The organism is Aliirhizobium wenxiniae, from assembly GCF_014201355.1.
Classification (GTDB): Bacteria; Pseudomonadota; Alphaproteobacteria; order Rhizobiales; family Rhizobiaceae; genus Neorhizobium; species Neorhizobium wenxiniae.
Genome location: NZ_JACHEG010000001.1, coordinates 881,733 through 898,883 on the forward strand (window position 1 = coordinate 881,733; position 17,151 = coordinate 898,883).

Annotated in this window: 16 protein-coding genes; 6 read left to right on the forward strand and 10 right to left on the reverse strand. The window is 52.8% G+C overall.

Translation table 11 applies throughout. The features are described 5' to 3' along the window. Positions 1–211: 211 nt before the first annotated feature. Together HNQ72_RS04285 and HNQ72_RS04290 are read right to left on the reverse strand one after the other, a co-directional pair. Positions 212–1,264 carry an acyltransferase family protein gene (locus HNQ72_RS04285; RefSeq protein WP_183989838.1) on the reverse strand — a complete coding sequence of 351 codons (1,053 nt, stop codon included), beginning with the start codon at positions 1,262–1,264 and terminating at the stop codon, positions 212–214. Between the two features lie 7 nt (positions 1,265–1,271). Next, positions 1,272–2,420: an acyltransferase family protein gene (locus tag HNQ72_RS04290; protein WP_183989840.1), complete on the reverse strand. Its 1,149-nt coding sequence runs from the start codon at positions 2,418–2,420 to the stop codon at positions 1,272–1,274. A gap of 316 nt (positions 2,421–2,736) precedes the next feature. Here HNQ72_RS04290 and HNQ72_RS04295 point away from each other — a divergent pair, with 316 nt between their 5' ends. Beyond that, complete coding sequence (locus tag HNQ72_RS04295; protein WP_183989842.1) at positions 2,737–4,032, forward strand: hypothetical protein; 1,296 nt, start codon at positions 2,737–2,739, stop codon at positions 4,030–4,032. 1,294 nt (positions 4,033–5,326) lie between these two features. Beyond that, positions 5,327–6,337, forward strand: a complete 1,011-nt coding sequence (locus HNQ72_RS04300; RefSeq protein WP_183989844.1) for a glycosyltransferase family 2 protein — start codon at positions 5,327–5,329, stop codon at positions 6,335–6,337. A gap of 1,302 nt (positions 6,338–7,639) precedes the next feature. Here HNQ72_RS04300 and HNQ72_RS04305 read toward each other — a convergent pair. The 5 genes from HNQ72_RS04305 to HNQ72_RS04325 form a co-directional block, all read right to left on the reverse strand. After that, complete coding sequence (locus tag HNQ72_RS04305; protein WP_183989846.1) at positions 7,640–9,379, reverse strand: DNA primase family protein; 1,740 nt, start codon at positions 9,377–9,379, stop codon at positions 7,640–7,642. A gap of 3 nt (positions 9,380–9,382) precedes the next feature. Then, on the reverse strand, positions 9,383–9,922 hold the full coding sequence (locus HNQ72_RS04310; protein WP_183989848.1) for a hypothetical protein: 540 nt from the start codon (positions 9,920–9,922) through the stop codon (positions 9,383–9,385). 3 nt (positions 9,923–9,925) lie between these two features. Continuing rightward, a complete protein-coding gene (locus HNQ72_RS04315; protein WP_183989849.1) occupies positions 9,926–10,075 on the reverse strand; it encodes a hypothetical protein in 150 nt (49 codons plus the stop codon). Beyond that, positions 10,075–10,296: a helix-turn-helix transcriptional regulator gene (locus HNQ72_RS04320; RefSeq protein ID WP_183989850.1), complete on the reverse strand. Its 222-nt coding sequence runs from the start codon at positions 10,294–10,296 to the stop codon at positions 10,075–10,077. Before HNQ72_RS04320 ends, HNQ72_RS04315 begins: the two co-directional genes overlap by 1 nt. Before the next feature lie 238 nt (positions 10,297–10,534). Beyond that, a complete protein-coding gene (locus HNQ72_RS04325; protein WP_183989851.1) occupies positions 10,535–11,818 on the reverse strand; it encodes a tyrosine-type recombinase/integrase in 1,284 nt (427 codons plus the stop codon). A 318-nt stretch (positions 11,819–12,136) separates the two neighbouring features. Here HNQ72_RS04325 and HNQ72_RS04330 point away from each other — a divergent pair, with 318 nt between their 5' ends. After that, positions 12,137–12,724: a HupE/UreJ family protein gene (locus HNQ72_RS04330; RefSeq protein WP_183989852.1), complete on the forward strand. Its 588-nt coding sequence runs from the start codon at positions 12,137–12,139 to the stop codon at positions 12,722–12,724. 126 nt (positions 12,725–12,850) lie between these two features. Further along, complete coding sequence (locus HNQ72_RS04335; RefSeq protein WP_183989853.1) at positions 12,851–13,690, forward strand: DUF2076 domain-containing protein; 840 nt, start codon at positions 12,851–12,853, stop codon at positions 13,688–13,690. Between the two features lie 158 nt (positions 13,691–13,848). Here HNQ72_RS04335 and queF read toward each other — a convergent pair whose 3' ends face one another. Further along, entirely contained in the window at positions 13,849–14,313 is a 465-nt protein-coding gene (gene queF, locus HNQ72_RS04340) for a preQ(1) synthase (protein ID WP_183989854.1), read from the reverse strand. Continuing rightward, positions 14,310–15,251 (reverse strand): cation diffusion facilitator family transporter, encoded by a 942-nt coding sequence (locus HNQ72_RS04345; protein ID WP_183989855.1) that lies wholly within the window; start codon positions 15,249–15,251, stop codon positions 14,310–14,312. The genes queF and HNQ72_RS04345 overlap by 4 nt, the downstream gene beginning before the upstream one ends. A gap of 229 nt (positions 15,252–15,480) precedes the next feature. Between HNQ72_RS04345 and HNQ72_RS04350 the strand changes: the two genes are divergently transcribed. Together HNQ72_RS04350 and HNQ72_RS04355 are read left to right on the forward strand one after the other, a co-directional pair. After that, positions 15,481–15,972, forward strand: a complete 492-nt coding sequence (locus HNQ72_RS04350; RefSeq protein WP_183989856.1) for a MarR family winged helix-turn-helix transcriptional regulator — start codon at positions 15,481–15,483, stop codon at positions 15,970–15,972. Next, positions 15,969–16,649 carry a GNAT family N-acetyltransferase gene (locus HNQ72_RS04355; protein ID WP_183989857.1) on the forward strand — a complete coding sequence of 227 codons (681 nt, stop codon included), beginning with the start codon at positions 15,969–15,971 and terminating at the stop codon, positions 16,647–16,649. The genes HNQ72_RS04350 and HNQ72_RS04355 overlap by 4 nt, the downstream gene beginning before the upstream one ends. A gap of 1 nt (position 16,650) precedes the next feature. Here HNQ72_RS04355 and HNQ72_RS04360 read toward each other — a convergent pair whose 3' ends face one another. Then, positions 16,651–17,151 carry a GNAT family N-acetyltransferase gene (locus HNQ72_RS04360; RefSeq protein ID WP_183989858.1) on the reverse strand — a complete coding sequence of 167 codons (501 nt, stop codon included), beginning with the start codon at positions 17,149–17,151 and terminating at the stop codon, positions 16,651–16,653.

The following is a 17,151-nucleotide window of genomic DNA, read 5'->3' on the forward strand; positions in this document are numbered from 1 at the left end:
CTATAATTGTGTAGGACAATATTATAGCCGCGATCGAAGCGAGCAGCAGAGATTGGATCGCATCGAAATTGACGATCCTGTAAATCCTAGACGTGAAAAATAGATCGGAAACGAAAAAAGCGTGCAGCAATGGCTTATGGATGAACGGCAGCGATCCTTTCGGAGAATGCATGCTGCGTTTTGCTCCCGACCCTAAAGACACAATCTGATCCTAAGCAGTTCTGGGTGAGACTCGAGGTGAAGATGGCCAAAGGGACAATCTAATCATATTTGAGACCCGGTTGATGGGCTGTTCAATCACCCTGTGCGCCACCAGCGCAAACAAGATAGACGCAACGATGCCCACAATCCCAAAACTCAACGCCCCAACAATGCCATTTACCGGAAAAAGTGCGCGATCAACCACTCTAAAGCCCATAGCTACGCCAGCGAGGACAAACGGATGCGACAGAAACAGAGTGTATGTGCAATCCGCAACGGACTTGAGTAGGCCGTCTGCCTTTGAGATCCGATTACTCAAGATTGAGAGTCCAACCAACAAGACGGCCGAAGGCACACCGTAGATGAGACCACGCGGTTCGAGAGCCGGGAGAAACAAACCAGCAGCGATCAATCCTCCCCCCCCGAGCACCGCAGAAAGGGAGCCGACTGTCAGTGAATGAGCAATTTTTCTGTAAGTTATTCTAGCCCAAATCCCAAACAGGAAGCACAACAACATTGAACCTGTATAGAATTTGATAACAGCACTTTCTGACGGCGCAATCAATCCGATGGTAAAGGATAACACGATGAACATCGTAAGCAGCGCAAGCCTCAACCTAGGCCCATCAACCATCAAAGAAATCGCGAAAATAAAACTGAAATAAATCTCATAATTTAATGTCCAAGCTTGCAAGAGCAATGGATTTATTTGGTTAAAGTCATTGAGATAGGGGATAAATAGATAGCTGTATACAATGTGCTCTGGGGAGAGAGAGATTCTAGGAGTCAGCGACGGAGCAACAATTGCCAGGCAGACGAGCACGGATGTGTAAAGCCAATAGAGCGGGACCAATCTAAGAAACCGCACGGCGAGAAATTTAACTATTGGCTTGGGGTTCGAAGTCCCCCACAAAAGAAAGCCGCTGATAACGAAGAAAATTGCAGATCCGATACCGTTCAGATCAACCTTGCCCAAGGCGTGAAAATATTCAAATCCACCAAGATGACCGTAGACGACGAGCAGGGCAGCAACCGCTCTCAGATAGTGCAAAAGTACAATCATTATACACCTACGTCGATTGCTCAACAACAACGGAAGAGTGACGCGAGGCTGAAAGACGCTTGAACCGCGATCGGACCTTGTTGGCCGGCCGCTCGACGATGAAGTACGAGCATAAGGCAAGAGCGATAGTCATAATCAGCTCGGCAGAACTTTGCGAATACGTAGGAAGGGAATGAATAAATGAAGAAAAGAGGTACATCACGCCGCCGTGCCAGACGTAAAGGGAATAACTAAGGACACCAATCCAGACCATTAGCGTTGAATTTAACAAGTAGTTAGCAATCGGTATGGTTCGGGCAAAAATGACAGCCGATATCAACGGAATGAGTGCGAGTCCTTGAATTGAAAAACGCCAAGTCATCTGAAAGTAGTCATCGCGGATAGCAAAGGATCCCAACAAAACGAAAGCGGCGGCTGCGACAGCGAACCGCCCGCTAATAAATTGAATGAGCCTGCGCCCCGCTTTGATATCGGCGCAACATGCTAAAATCATGCCGTAAGCGATACTATCGAAGCGAGTTTCCGAACGCCAATATATATGAAGTGTGCCCTCAATCCCGGGCCAAAGCTCGACATACAAAAGCCTGAGAAATAGCGAAAAGACACAAACGGCCACAGCAAAAATAAGTATTTTTCTAGCATCTCCCCGAAGGAAGAATATTACTATGGGAGCGACTAGATAGAAGTGCTCTTCCACCGACAGAGACCAAAACAGTCCGATCGGGAGCGTATGCCCTCCCCCGTCTGTAAATACAGCCAAGTAATTAACAAAATAAAAGAACACCGCCAAAGGGTCAATGATATCAACATGTTGCTGCCGGACAATCGCCACCAACCACACGACGGCTACATAGGTTATCAAGACAGGGTAGAGGCGAATAAATCGCCTTCCATAGAATGCAGAAAGACTCACATTATTTGAATATCTGTATTCAGCGAGTAGAAGTCTCGTAATCAAAAAACCACTAATAAAGAAAAAAGTCTTCAAACCGAATGCACTAATCCCCACTAAAGAAGCAGGAAGCAGCATATGCCCAAGTATCACTAATATAATACTACAAGCTCTGACGCCATCCAGAGATGGCACGATCCCCGCACGTGATGACCAGTGCTCGAGCGGCAAGGAAGACTGGCTTGTACGTTGTATTGATGTCATATCACCCGCCCTTAAGTCACGGCCTCTATAGCAGGAGAAATCCCGAAAAAAAGCCAATAATAAATTCTTGATTAATCCTCAAAACGAAACTGGCCCACGAGTCTACGACTACATTTTCACGCATAAAATAGAATTCTTGATTATTCACCCTAGTTACTTCAGAAAATCACTCCGGCTTAACCGAATGCAAGCATGTGTGCATTTTTTCGCACTAATGATATAGCGAACCGATCGATATATGCCGGCAGAACCACATCGACACGGGAAACGAGACCTATGACAACGCCTCAACTTCACATGGCACCCTAAGAGATAATTGAACGGCATGAGATCAGGGAAGGCAAAGAGGCTCGGCGACCCATTACAGGAGATGGAGTTTGCCATTCATCGGTTACTCATTAACGTCTTGCTGCTGATTGATATCGTCTATTCGTCCAGGATCTATCGTACCGTTGGCGATTTCATGCAGCCCGCGCTTCTTGGTTCCGCCGCCTTAATTATATTGATCTACACGTTCTACACGCTGATCCGCGCCAGTCTCTTCCCGGTCCTATTCGGCGCGATATTTATGGCCTTGATTATTTATCAGATAACCGTTTTCTCAGACCGCGCGATGATACCTTTTCAGTTTAATGTATTTTTCCAATTCATGTGGGTTTTAGCGCTTATCCCTTTCTATGCTTGGACGATCTCGGGTCACAGGACCTACCTCTTGGATCGCGTGGTTTTTTTCTCAACCAGCTACTGTGGTCTATATATAATTCTCTCTCTTGGGCAGATGAGCGGAACACTTCCTTACGGAATATTATCCGCGATAACGTCTGACTTCGACGACCGCGGAACACGCGTTTTCCTTTATCTATCGACTGCAAGCATTGCGTACTTCTATTGGCTCGCTCAATTTAAAAAAAGACGCCGCTTAAAGAATTTATTTTTTCTTACGGCATGTACAATGGCAATTTCGCTATCTTTGTCTCGTGTATTTATGTTGATAATATTCTGCCTTTCCATTCTATATTTCATAAATGTGCGGGCGTGGGTAGTGTCACATTTTTCGCGAGGGATTTTTGTAGTCGTGACGGCATACATTTTCTCGGGGCTGCTCTGGTCATCATTCAATCCGTTCGGTGTCTTTGCTACAGACGCATCCGGATCTTATCGCGCCTATGAATACGTCGTGGTTCGGCGGGAGATATTTAATGAGCCATTAAGTGGTTTCGGCGTGCCACCCGACACGAAGTTCGCGAAGCCGTTCCTAGGCGAGCAAGATATATTTCCCAGCGATTTGGGAGCGCTCGGCGCATGGTTTGATCTCGGCCTCTTTGGTTTGATCCTTTTCATTTACTGCATATGGAGGTGCTCTGAGCCAATCCATTTGCTAGAGGAAAAATATGGATGGCCCCTACTGCTCAGCGGCAGCATGATGACCGCTTACGGTGGAATCTCTCCACTCGCCATGTCAGCTCCTGGCGGCGCAACGTTAACGGCACTTATATTTGGAGTAGGCATGGGTAGCCGCATTATAGCGCTAAGAAAAAGAAAGCCTTCAGGAAACAAACTCGCTGGAGAGGTGTTATCGCGCGGTGAGTTACCCCACGAATTTCCGAAGTAAACTCCTCAAATTATGTCGAGACGAACGTCGCGGAAATTCACGTACCTGATATGCGTGGAAGAACTCCGACGTCAGCCTGCCGAAACCAGGTGAATAGAACACATCCAAAATATACGCCCCAATGCTAGACAAGGTGTTGCTCAAGCTTCAAGATAATTATTGCTTGTAGGAAACACGCGCATCCCAGTGTCAAAATGCGAAATTTGTGGTGATCAAATCGTGCTAAATAGAACACGCAAATTAATCTTCGGCATCAGAGACATCATTAGCTTGTGGTCAGATGGTCCGCGAGAAGAGTGGAAAACGGATTTTGTAAGAAATCCGGTAGAACTTGTAGATGGAGAATGGACGGCAGGCTTCGTGGCTTACAGAATAATTAATGGTGAGAAACAATTTCGCAGAGCCACCGAAGATGAAAAGCAGGATCTGATCGCGATGAGAATGACGCCGTAAATGCATAGCAACTTCGCATTATGGAATGTTTGGATACAACCACCCAGCAGAGCACAACTGAACTAATGGGCAAACCATGACATTTCGCATACCGTCCCCGGCTGAGGTTTTCTTCACGATCATAGATATCTATCGGCAAGTCTTTGAATCTCATTGGCAAGCGATAGATGACGATCGGCCGGAGAGACCAACCACTTTTCGCATGCGCCGCTGGCGCAATGGAAAGTTTGAATACCGGGAATGCACAAAGGAGGAAGAGGTAGAAGCGTCTTGGAACAAGATGGGGCCATAATCAAGCCTGCCAATACTACCGCTTATCCTTGCTTTTTACGAATTAAATAAGATGTGATGCGAGCCGACATCCCCTAAATTCGCACAACCAGCTGGAGACAAGCCGATTTCCCAGCGTCAAAATTCCATGCAAATTGATTGCTTTGAGGTATATCCGATGACGACGCGCTTGTTCGCAATCTACGCAGTGGGGGTCACAATTATATGGGCGACAATCATTGCGGCAGTCATCTGTTGGCTGCTTTGGTGGTAGATTGTTACTATGAAGATCCGCCGCGGTACGGCGACATGCATTAAAACCATGGCACCCCAAATTACCTGGCCTGATTATCGGAAGAGTGGGTAACTGATACTAAGGAATCTCGGTAGAATTAGACAGCGGAGCAAGAGATATAAACTACACTCACCATTATTTCTGAAATTAACGATCAATACACACGATGCTTCTCTTTTTATGCTGCCGTGATATTGAGCATCATCATCCTATCAATCCTGATAGAACCAGGCTTCTTACGTCTGTGAGCAATTTTGAATTAACGGTGGTTTTTTGATGAGCAGGGTCGCGATCGTTTTATTGAACTGGAATGGATGGCGCGACACTATTTCATGCATCGAAAGCTTATTTGCACTCGAAAACGACGACGTGCACATCTATGTTTGCGACAACGCCTCTACAGATGACTCAGTTGCACAACTCAGAGAGTGGGTCGATCGGAATCTTGAGACAGCAAACCGCAAGCGCGAAACGCTGGGATTGACTGGATTTACGGTCCGCGACCTATTTCACTTCACTTGGGATCCCGATCCCATGCTCGTAGGCCGAATAAAAGCAGTCAATAGCGTAACGTTCATCCAAAATCGCCGCAATGGCGGCTTCGCTTTCGGCAATAACATTGGCCTGCTGCAAGCTTGGTGCAATGACAGCGAGTATTTTTGGGTTCTCAATAATGACACCGAGGTCGAGCCGGACTCTCTAACATGGCTCCTAAAGCGAATGGATGCCGACCCTGAAATTGGCATATGTGGGTCGACACTTGTGTACAACGCAAAGCGTGACACTGTTCAGACTTGGGGAGGTTCGAAATTTTTGCCCCTCAAGGGCTACAGTGTGGCGCTTGGGGCATTTCACGCTCGCGCCGAGGAGGTTGACGCCCACAGCGTGGAGAAGCAACTGAGCTACGTTAACGGCGCTTCGATGTTCATCAGCAAAGCTTTCTACGAAAAAATAGGTCCCATGCGCGAAGATTATTTTCTTTATTGGGAGGAATTAGAATGGTGTTATCGAGCGAAGGGGATGTTCAAGCTAGGATACGCGGAGAAATCAATCGTTTATCATAAGGTTGGCGCGTCAATCGGAACTAAGGATGAAGGAGAGTCTTCCGTATTTTCCGATTATTATATGTATCGCAATCAGATACGATTTTGCCTCCAATACTCAAAGATATCTCTTCCCAATGCGGCATTGAGAATTTTGAGATCAGCGATGAAATCAGCCTTGGCAAAGGACTATCGACGATCAAAAACCCATCTCCGAGCGCTGCTCAACCTCCCTTACTCTTAGGAACGAATACTTGATTTTTTCGAGAACACGGTAAGCTCACGCAGCGCGAATTCGGGCATTCCATTATCTGCATGCCGAAACTCGATTCATCGACGCATCGATGATTGGCGCGATTGTTTAGGATCTTCATATGCTTCTTCGTCTCTATCGATATTTCTTCCCTATCTCTCTTTCTTGGCATTGGTACGGTAATAAAATGCGCCGCAGGACCGCTGAGGGCAGAATCATTTACCGCGCCCCAACAGCCGCTGAAATAGCTGATATGGAAGAATATCAGGACAACAAAGCGTGGTAGCCACATCGGAACGAGGATGTAGGTTCAGCACCCTTGTAACCGAGTGTGGCAGCGGCAACAGACTGTTTGACAACTCACCTGCAGCTCTACCGATGCATGCCTAGATACCTGGTAACATGATGTCGGAGTTTAATTTTCGTCTTACATAATGACGTGAACGACGCAGAAGACAGGTGCTTCGCGTATAGATCAGCTATCAGGGGTAACGCGAAGGGTAACCATTGGGGTCGAACGTTTGGCTTCACTCTCTTTACGGCCGCTGCAGGATCAAACCGGCGTGTTTGTGCGGCGTTGTGATCGGCGCAACGACTAACGCAGCAGCCGCCACTGCTATGCATATTTTTTCGAACAACGGCTAGTCACACCTGTTTTCCCCATTGTGTCTGCGACCCAGGAAATCTTCTGACGATTATCAAGTAATTCGTTTTTTTTAAATTGACTGACTAAAGGAGATGTTACCAGCTGTTGGTGGTGCTATTTCAATTAGATACCAATGGCTTACCTAAAGACATTTTTCAAAATCATGTGTTGCCAAGGTGTGGCCTGATGTTGGTTTCCATCGCAGTGATCGGTGGACGAGGTGGATCAAAAGAACACCGGTGCAGCTGTGAGCGTCGTTTTCCATCTTGCCGGTCATTTCCATTAAGCCTATCGATCCGGTTACCGGCAAATGATGCGCGGGTGCATTTGTCATCTGCCTAGGTGCTATCGCCGGTCAAATATCGCCGTCGTTTCGGACGTTAGGAGACAGGGCGCGACAGCGGGCATGATCTCGCGGCGAGTTTTTCGTGGCGTCGGGTACTTTATCCCGCCTGATGCGGGTAGAGAGCACCACGAGCGAACGTTTGTCAGCCGCGCGGAGTATTAACAAACATTAGCAGGAACACAGGGGATGCGCCCTAACGAGCTTTGCCGGCAAATCGCAGTGATCGATTGGTACTCGGCTCGGAAGTCGCAGCGAACAATCCCACATTGAGACGAGATTATTTATGTCAGGTTTTGTAAGGCTAAAACGCAGGATCACGGATAACTTCGACCCCGACATAGCAACGTTTCCCCCCGGTTAGTTGAACGCTGCCAAGATTCGGGAACACACTTCGAAGCTTTGTCGTGAATGCTGCGGCAGAACCGGCGAATTCGCCATTCTCCAAACACCACTCTTTCCACATATTGAAAACTTCACTGCGGAGTTCACGCCGTGCGGGACCGGAAGCCCTCAGGCATTCAGTGCTAAACGCCTTAATCGGTGAACTCATTTCCGTCATTTCGTTTATGCTATCTTGCGCCGACTTCGGCGTGACGAAGAAGCCACGAGCAATCAAGCGCTTGTATCCAGCAATGGCCCAATTCAGAATGCCCGGCAGTTCAAAAGCAAGACGACCTTTAAGCGTCAGGTCTTCCCGACCGTAAAACGATTTCGTCATATTCAGCATGATCATGCGTGAAACCAGTGCGCCTGAAGCGTCCGTCAAGCGTGGGATTTCATTTGACATTATAACGAAACGAACCTGTAAACGCCCGGTCCAATAGTCCTTTCCCTTGCGGTTGATCGTCATACTATCCTCACCAGTAATCGCAAGGATACGCTCAGCGATGGAAGAGAGGTCGGCACGGCCACTAAGGCGGGCGTCAGTTATGATAGCAACGGTCCTGCCAATGAGCGGCGAGAGGCCAAAATCATCTGTCAAACCGGAAAGCGTTGGATTGGCAATGGCCACCTTGCCGACGAGCCATTCTATTACTTGCTGAATTGTGCCTTTGCCTGAACGCTTTGGGCCGATAATCATCAGCCCTTTTTGCAGAGCGGTCGAACCGGAAACTAGATATCCAAGGTACTCTTGCAGGGTCTCGATTGACTGTTGGTCATCCCCCCATATTGAAGCAAGGAATTTCAGCCATTCGACAGGCTCGCCAGCAGCGGCGGAATACTCAACACTGGAAGCAGCGGCGTTGAAGAAGGAGGGCGTTGCGTTAAACAGCTCGCCGGTCAGGAGCCTAAGCAGGCCATTAGAAACGGGCAGCAGCTCATTTGCCTTCGGAAGGTTGGTCTTCTCGTTCAACCAAGCGGGCATATCTACATCGTCGCTGACCTTGCAAAGCGCCTTGAGAGACGCAAGCACTTCGTTGACCTTGTTAATGGTTGGATTAAATGGGACTTCTGCCTTTTCTTTGTTCTCTACAACGATAGTCACGGCCTTGCGCAGGTAGGTGCGGATCACAGCTTTCATGTCATCCTCTTTGACGGCATGATAAGCGGCACCGTTCCAGCGCCAAAAGTCGCCGCGGTAATACCGAAGCATCATGCCACCGGCAGACATGAATTCGTCAGAAATCATCGCACCTGCGGACAGGTCGGGAGATGCGGTGTAGAGGATCGGCCTACCGCCTTCATTGTAGATGGCGGAAAAGCAAAGCCAATTATCGGGATTCTCAGGGGCTGACAGATCGTTCTCCGGGTCTGGTTCCGAAGGACTAGAAAGATCGATGCGCGATGGAAGCTCGATAACAGGCGCAGGGTTTGCGACCTCGTTTTCCCCTGCAGGCGCGAGGAACTCCAACTGTCCGGGCGGCTCGTTGCCCAAGGGAAGCCGGCGATCATAGAGCCTTTCGAACTCTATGGCTCCCTCTGCTATCTCGGTGTCAGTCCAGCCAATTGCTCTAGCGCTGGCAACCGTCCAATCGTTCGGAAGCGCTTCGCCATCGCAAAATAGCGGATAGGTGATAGGGCCGGTGTATATCTCTGTCATCGATCATATGCCCGATACAGCAGATGAACAGTTTTCAACCCATGCCTCAGCGGCTGGCGTGATCGCCAAAGGCGAAGAGCGCTTACCGCCCTCCACTGTCCAACCAGGCCAAGAGCCATGCGCTTTCTCGATAAGTGCGCGGGCATCGGCCATGGTCTTCACAGGATGCTTGTCCAGGCTCACCACGACAATATAGCTGGCGATCTCGGCAGCAATCGCGGGATCGATTAGCGGCAAAGTCGAACCGGTGATTAAGCACTCTATATCGAGCGTCTTCACCGGCATCCCGTTGTTGTCAAAAATGTCAGCATCGCGGCTAATCACGTCCGCAAGAGCCGAAGAAAGCTCGTGGCCCTCAATCTCATTGACGACAGCGAGATGGTGGGCGTCGAGATAGCGGCGAGCGGCGTCCGAACTCCACTCCTCGGGCCGAAGGCGCGTGGTCAGCCCACCAACCCCAGTGGCCGCAGAAGCAATCAGATTGCGTTGTGTCAGCGATCCTCCAACGAAAAACAGGGTCCGGGGGAATGTCAACTTCTCCATGGGTCAAACCTCCTCTGGGACAGGGAAAGGCTGGGCGGCCATGAAGCGCCAGCCAGCCCGGTAGCCGCAGGAGACCACCGCCAAGCCGGTGTCTTCAAGCTTGAAGCGAAGGTGATGAAGCGCGGCCTGCAGGTCGATTATGCCATTAGCCATTAGTTGATACCTGTCATCGAAGCCTCAGCGGCCTTGCTCGGCGTCCAATCGGAGCGGCGCGAAGTCAGATATATTTCGATCTGATCTTCCGGCCAAAATAGAGATGCGCCGATGATGGTTGGCGGAGGAAATTCGCCCGACTTGATCCAGCGGGTAAAGGTCGTGCGACCCGCCGGAATTCGTTTCTGTACGTCCTTGAGGGTGAGCAATTGAGTAGACAAATCTGTTTCTCTTTTCCTTTCGAATTGATGCGACCCGGCCTCATCTCCGGCGCCCGCCGCACAGACTTGTTACGCCCCATTTTTAGCTAATTGAACCCCAAAGCCGCTTAGAAACCGTTGATCATAACGTACCACCACTATGGCATACGCCCCAACTCATTGAAGAAATTATATGTTTAATTTCAATATGTTGCGATTCTCGCAACGCAACACTTTTCCGCAATTAAACGATACCGAGTTAGGCGCTAACGAGTGCTAGTCTCGGTGTCGGACTAACCAACTCTGTGACGTATGTTGACCATGTTTCGAGCGCTGCCCGGCGCTGATTGATGAGCTTTGCCTTATTGTAAGTTTGCTGCACACGCCCGCCGCGCTTATGACCTAGAATGGCATCAGCAACGTCTTCCGTCGTCATATCCAGGTCAAGGGCAAGCGTGTTGAACGTGCGGCGCAGATCGTGCAACCGCCAGGGACGGACGGTTACGTGCTCTTGTTCGGCCAGTTCGGCAACGATAGCGTCAAGATCCTTCTTCGCCTTGTTGAATGCGCGGATCGGGTTGTCCCCATTAAACGAGAACAGATAGCGCGAGCCGCCCCACTCCGGGCATTCTGCAAGCAGTTTGGCGACTGCGGGAGAAATTGGCACAGGATTGGGCCGCTTGCTCTTGGCGCGCTCGGCAGGCACCGTCCAAACATCGCCATCAATCTCGCCACGCACCATGTCGCTCACTTCGGTGCGCCGTTGGGCTGTCAATATTAGCGTCTGAAAATATACGCCGTAAGGGTAGTCCATGCGTTTGGCGGCGAGCATGACAATGCGGATTTCATCGCTGTTCAAATAATGGTCCGACATGACCGGTTCGGCGTCTGCCTTAACGGTCGTGGCGGGGTTGTCGGCAATAATCGCCTTTTCCTCGCACCATGCGAAAAATCGCTTCACAACGGACAGTGTGCGCAGGCTTGCGGCAGGCCCTGCGTTAGCCTCAACGTGAGCAATCAGCTTGACCAGATCGCGCTTAGTGATGCGGCGTGCGAACTTGCTGCCGATGGCTGGCTTTACGTGGTTATTGATTATGCCCTCAACACCATTGGCAGTTGATGCCCTGTTCTTTCGCCTGACGTAGCTCTTTAGGTACTCGTCCAGATCGTCGGAAAGTGTGGCGTTTGATGAGGGTTTTGAAAAGTAGCCTTGCTCCAGTTCCTCTGCCGGGTCAGTCCCCGCTCTCAGCCGGTCGGCCAACTTCCGAACACGATTGCGTGCTTCGGCCAGGGTGTGACCTTCAGAGAGCTTTGGCGCAGTCTTGCCTTCCAGATCGCCACCGTCACGAGAGAACACCACAGGGCCAAGCGTCAACTTACGGGGCTTGTCCGCGAACCGGTATCGGTAGGCGAACGATTTCTTACCAGATGGCTGAACAATGATGTAGAGGCCGGGCTGGTCGGTGTCAGGCTTTTCAATCCGTGCCGCACCGGGCTTCATGTTCTCGATTTCGGCGACTGTTGTTCTCTTGATGCGGGCCATCCGACCAACTCCTGCAAGCTGTTACCCCAAACGTACCCGCAAGCCCGATAACCGAACATTGATGCGCATCAAGCTATCGAAACACCCGGAATACATGGGCCTTCGGAAGAACCCCTACATTAATTTACATTATCGGACATAATGTGTTCTCGGCCACAAAACAATGGAGAGTGGCCGCAAGCCACGACTAAGGCCGCCTATAAGGTGAATGACGTAGAAACCTCCGACGATCGGTTGGCAATTGCGGTGGACATAGGAAAGCCCTGCGCCCTATGTTCCATCATATTTTTAAGTCAGACAGAATCTGAGGGGACCATAATGTTCAGACGCCTTTCGCTTTCCGCCGCCATTTTTGCAGCAGCGACGGCACCCGCCTTTGCCCATCTCAACCCGGAAGAGCACGGCTCGTTTATGGCCGGTTTCTCGCACCCGCTTTTCGGCATGGACCACATCCTCGTTATGGTCGCGGTCGGGCTCTGGGCAGCCCAGATTTCTCAAACTGGCAACAGGAAGGCGTTCTGGATCGTTCCCTCGGCATTCGTCGGCACGATGGCGATCGGCTTTGCCCTCGCGCTGTCGGGCATTGAACTTCCCTTCGTTGAACCCGCGATTTTGGCCTCCGTCATCGCCCTCGGCCTGCTCGTCGCCATCGCCGTTCGCCTGCCGACAGCCGTTTGTGCGGCGATCGTCGCCGTCTTCGCACTCTTCCACGGTCATGCTCATGGTGGTGAGCTCGGTTCGGCCGGCGCGCTGCAGTTCGGCATAGGCTTCGTCATCGCGACGGCATTCCTGCATATTGCCGGCATTGCCGCAGGCCTCGGCATTTCCCGTTTCAGCCCTCATGTCGCCCGTATTCTCGGCGGCATCACCGCCCTGCTCGGCCTCTCGCTCGCCTTTGGCGGCTAACCGGTACAGCTGAAATCCTCTCGGAACAGCCGGATCGGCATTACCGAGATTTAATCTTGCGGCGATTTGAAAAGCCGCAATCACCACATACCTCCTTGGGTAGCCCAAATGCCCAAGGAGGCAAGAATGTCACCGGAAGAACGTCAGCTTCTCAATTCCCTGTTCGAACGCGTCCGTACCGCCTCGGCAACACCGCGAGATAGGGATGCGGAAGAACTGATCGATCAGGAAACCCGCAAACAGCCCTACGCGACCTATTACCTTGCCCAGGCGGTGGTGGTGCAGGAGAAAGGGCTGGAGGCCGCGTCCAATCATATCCGTGAACTGGAAGACCGCATCCGCGAGCTTGAAGCGGCACATGGCGAACATCGTCAGGCGGAACAGGGCGGTGGTTTCCTGAGTTCGATCTTCGGCTCGCAGCAGTCGCGCCAACCCGCACCGGTTCAGCAATCCTCAGCGCCGACGCCCGGCCCCTGGGGTGCCCGTCAGGCCTATGAAGGCCCGCGCGGTTATGACGACAGCTATCGAGCCCCTCCTCCGCCAACCTATGGCGCACAGCCATCTGCCGCTCAGCCATCCGGACCCTGGAGCAATAATCTCTCGCGCGGTCCATCGGCCGGCAGCAGTTTTCTGACCGGCGCTCTCGGCACCGCCGCCGGTGTCGCAGGCGGCATGCTGCTCGCCAACTCGCTGTCGGGCCTTTTCAGCAATCACATGGCCGGCGCCGGTCTGGGCAATCCGCTTGCCGGCGCCAGCGCCTTCGGTGCTTCCGAACAGCCCGCCGTCGAGGAAACCGTGGTCAACAATTATTATGGTGACGACGCGATCCGCGAAGCATCGGACAAACCGGACAACGGCAATAACAACAGTGACAATGACGGCTGGCAGCAGGCCGACTATTCCAATGCCGATGCCGATCAGGATAGTGGCGACTTCGACAACAACGACGATAGTTTCGACGTCTGACAGATCACCTCACGAACGAAAAAAGCGCCGGGGCAGTGATGCTCCGGCGCTTTCTTATTCGAATGCAGCAACCGATCCCGGCCTTTGTTGGAGCTCGGTGCGTTCGTCACTACAATCGGTCAACTGGATCGATTACTCCGGCTTGGCCGGACCGTTACTTACCCACGTCCGCGATAGGTCGGCACGCCCTGATCCGGCAGCCACACGCCTTCCGGCACGGCACCCGTCTGCCAGAACACATCGATCGGAATGCCACCGCGCGGATACCAGTAAGCGCCGATCCTCAGCCATTTCGGCTGCAGCAATTCGACGAGCCGCTTGGCGATATAGACCGAGCAATCCTCGTGGAAGGCGCCGTGATTACGGAACGAGGTCAGAAACAGCTTCAACGACTTGGATTCGACCAGATAGGCATCGGGAATATAGTCGATGACGATATGGGCAAAATCCGGCTGGCCGGTCATCGGGCAGAGCGAAGTGAATTCCGGCGCGGTGAAGCGCGTCACGTAATCCATGCCCTGATTGCTGTTCGGCACCCGCTCAAGAACTGCTTCTTCAGGGCTCTTCGGTGCGTCTACCTGTTTGCCGAGCTGCGACAGCCCGCTGACATCCGTCATCGTCATTGTTCAATTCCTTCGATTTCGACCTTCTGTCCATGGGCGCGCTCACCTTCGGGCTCCACATGAATGGCCAGTGTGGAGCCGGGAATAGCCTCTTTGATCGCATCTTCCAAGCGGTCGCAGATATCATGCGCCTCACCGACCGTCATCGAAGCCGGCACGACAAGATGAAAATCGATGAAAGCGGCCGCCCCTGCCCGCCGGGATCGCAGGTCATGAACCCCCAAGGCACCGGCTGAATGCGCCGTGATCGCATCGCGGACCGCCGCCTCTTCATCCGGCTCCAGCGCCTTGTCCATCAACCCGCCAAGCGAATGCGAGATCACCTTGTATCCTTGCCAGAGAATGTTGATCGCAACGAGAATGGCGAGTAGCGGATCGAGGATCGCGTAACCGGTAACGACTGCGAGAACCAGACCGACAAAGACACCGGCCGACGTCACCACGTCCGACATGATGTGATGACCATCAGCCGCCAGCGCCGGAGACCGATGTGCCGTCCCAACCCGGATCAGGATCGTCGCCCAGATGGCGTTGATGACGCCCGCGACGGCGTTGATCGCCAGTCCCAGCCATGGTGCCTGCATGGCTTCCGGCGCAAACAGTGCGCCCCAGGCCTCCTGAATGATCAGGATCGCCGCCACGACGATCAGCACGCCCTCAACGACCGCAGAGATATACTCTGCCTTGTGGTGACCGAACTGGTGATCGTGATCGGCTGGCCGCTGTGCGTAACGAATGACGAAATAGGCGATGAAGGCTGCGGTAACGTTGACGAAGGATTCCATGCCGTCGGAAAGCAGCGCCACCGATCCTGTCACCCACCAGGCAAGCATCTTCAGGCCCATGACCCCAATCGAGATGGGAATGCCCCAGAATGCGAGCCGCTCGACGATGGCTCGATCTTTGTTAAGCGCCGTGTTCACCGGTTTGTCCTTCATTCGCTGCGCCGCATTCGGGCGCCTTTTTGCTGGTGAGAATGACTTGCAGAAGCCATGTCCCAAAACGACGAAACCGCCACGGCGAGCGGTCTCGCAGCAGCGGTTTCGGGTGAGTGTGCATATGCCGCAGAGCGCCGCTTTTGTCAAAGCACTTTCCGGCTCAGGTCCCCTTGCAAGAAAAACATAACCATTTATATAACTCGTTATATAAATTCATGGAGAGGTACTTATGCCTCACGACATCGTCAAGGACTTCGGCTACCTTACACTGGGAACCAGGCTTCGCCGTCTCGGAGAAATGGTCCAGGCCAACACGCAGCTGATCATGCAGCAGCACGGCATCGACCTGCCGGCAGCGCATTACCCGTTTCTCGCGGCGATCGACCGCAACGGACCGCTGACGGTTGGGGAACTTGCTGATGTCATCGGCATATCGCAGCCGGGCGCCACGCGCACGATCGGCCAGCTGGCGGAAGCGGGATTGCTCGATCTGTCCGTCAGCGATGGCGACCAGCGCCGCAAGCAGGTCTCGCTGACCAAGGCCGGGCAAGATCTCGTCGACTACTCCACCCGCGAAGTCTGGCCGGGCGTCGAGGCCGCCGTCAGAAACCTCTGCACCGATCTCGACGGCTCCTTCCTGGATCAGCTCGCATCCATCGAAGACGGTCTCAAACTCCGCCCGCTGATCGAGCGCATGAAAGAAGACAAGGAAACGAAATGACCCACATCCTCGATCGCCCGGCCTGGAACGCACTCGCCAGCGTCCATTCGGCCTTCGCCGAAGGCACCCCGCTCGCCAAACGTTACGCCCCATCGATCGTGCCTTTCGCCGCGATGCGCGACGACATGACCGAGAGCATTGCTGCAATCATGGCCCTGCCGCTGGCTGGCGAGACAATGGCGCTGGTCGAAGCGGGGCCAATCCCTGCCCTTGCCGGTTTCGACACGATCATCGATGACACGCTGGTGCAGATGCTGGCCGAAAAGCCGTTCGACAAGATCGAAGACCCTCGCATCGTAAAACTCGGCGAAAACGATGCGGCGGATATGCTTGCGCTCGCAACCCTGACCAGGCCCGGCCCGTTCACGCTGAGGGCGCAGTCGCTCGGCACTTTCTGGGGTATCCGCATGGATGGCCGGCTTGTCGCCATGGGCGGCCAGCGCATGCGCCAGCCCGGCTTTGCCGAATTGAGCGGCCTCTGCGTCCATCCGGATATGCAGGGAAAAGGTCTCGGAAAGCTGATGCTACGCTTCGTCGCCGGCGAAATTTCCGCCGGCGGAGAAACCGTCTATCTCCATGCCTACAAGCACAACGAAGGCGCTGTCGGCCTCTACCGCTCGCTTGGCTTTAAAATCCGCAGCGACATGAATTTCCGCGTCGTGAAGCGGGCGGAGTAAATCAGTCGAAGATCAGGCCCATCTTGACGCTGTCGAAATACCGGCCGTCGATCTTCACCGCGTCGCGTGCAACACCTTCGTGCTCGAAACCGACCCGCTCATAGAGAGTGATCGCCCGAAGGTTCTCCGCACGCGCGTTAAGTTCGACCCGGTGCAAACCCGCAGCCTTCGCGGCATCGAGCGTGGCGGTTATCAACCGCCTGCCAAGACCCTTATCACGATAGCCGGGAACGATCCCCATGCCGAGCGTGCCGCAATGCGATTCCGCATTGCGCGCTCCGCGGCGGATATCGCACCACCCGACGACCTTGCCGTCAGCAACCGCCACCATATGTGGATGGCCGGCGGCAATATTGTCCCGAACGAAGGCCAGCATCGCCTCGATCGGCGGTGCCTCGAGAAAGATCAGATATTTCCGCTCACGCGCGACGATGTCGAGGGCATCACGAAAACCCTCGACATGATCTTCCCGTATCGGCTCGATACGGATTTCATCAGTCAT

Bases quoted from the DNA above. Each gene is read 5' to 3' on its own strand.
- HNQ72_RS04350 (WP_183989856.1), top strand. From the start codon at position 15,481: ATGCCTCACGACATCGTCAAGGACTTCGGCTACCTTACACTGGGAACC.
- HNQ72_RS04335 (WP_183989853.1), top strand. From the start codon at position 12,851: ATGTCACCGGAAGAACGTCAGCTTCTCAATTCCCTGTTCGAACGCGTC.
- HNQ72_RS04330 (WP_183989852.1), top strand. From the start codon at position 12,137: ATGTTCAGACGCCTTTCGCTTTCCGCCGCCATTTTTGCAGCAGCGACG.
- HNQ72_RS04355 (WP_183989857.1), top strand. From the start codon at position 15,969: ATGACCCACATCCTCGATCGCCCGGCCTGGAACGCACTCGCCAGCGTC.
- HNQ72_RS04315 (WP_183989849.1), bottom strand. From the start codon at position 10,075: ATGGCTAATGGCATAATCGACCTGCAGGCCGCGCTTCATCACCTTCGC.
- HNQ72_RS04285 (WP_183989838.1), bottom strand. From the start codon at position 1,264: ATGATTGTACTTTTGCACTATCTGAGAGCGGTTGCTGCCCTGCTCGTC.
- HNQ72_RS04305 (WP_183989846.1), bottom strand. From the start codon at position 9,379: ATGACAGAGATATACACCGGCCCTATCACCTATCCGCTATTTTGCGAT.
- HNQ72_RS04290 (WP_183989840.1), bottom strand. From the start codon at position 2,420: ATGACATCAATACAACGTACAAGCCAGTCTTCCTTGCCGCTCGAGCAC.
- HNQ72_RS04310 (WP_183989848.1), bottom strand. From the start codon at position 9,922: ATGGAGAAGTTGACATTCCCCCGGACCCTGTTTTTCGTTGGAGGATCG.
- HNQ72_RS04300 (WP_183989844.1), top strand. From the start codon at position 5,327: ATGAGCAGGGTCGCGATCGTTTTATTGAACTGGAATGGATGGCGCGAC.
- HNQ72_RS04360 (WP_183989858.1), bottom strand. From the start codon at position 17,151: ATGACTGATGAAATCCGTATCGAGCCGATACGGGAAGATCATGTCGAG.
- queF (WP_183989854.1), bottom strand. From the start codon at position 14,313: ATGACGATGACGGATGTCAGCGGGCTGTCGCAGCTCGGCAAACAGGTA.
- HNQ72_RS04325 (WP_183989851.1), bottom strand. From the start codon at position 11,818: ATGGCCCGCATCAAGAGAACAACAGTCGCCGAAATCGAGAACATGAAG.
- HNQ72_RS04345 (WP_183989855.1), bottom strand. From the start codon at position 15,251: ATGAAGGACAAACCGGTGAACACGGCGCTTAACAAAGATCGAGCCATC.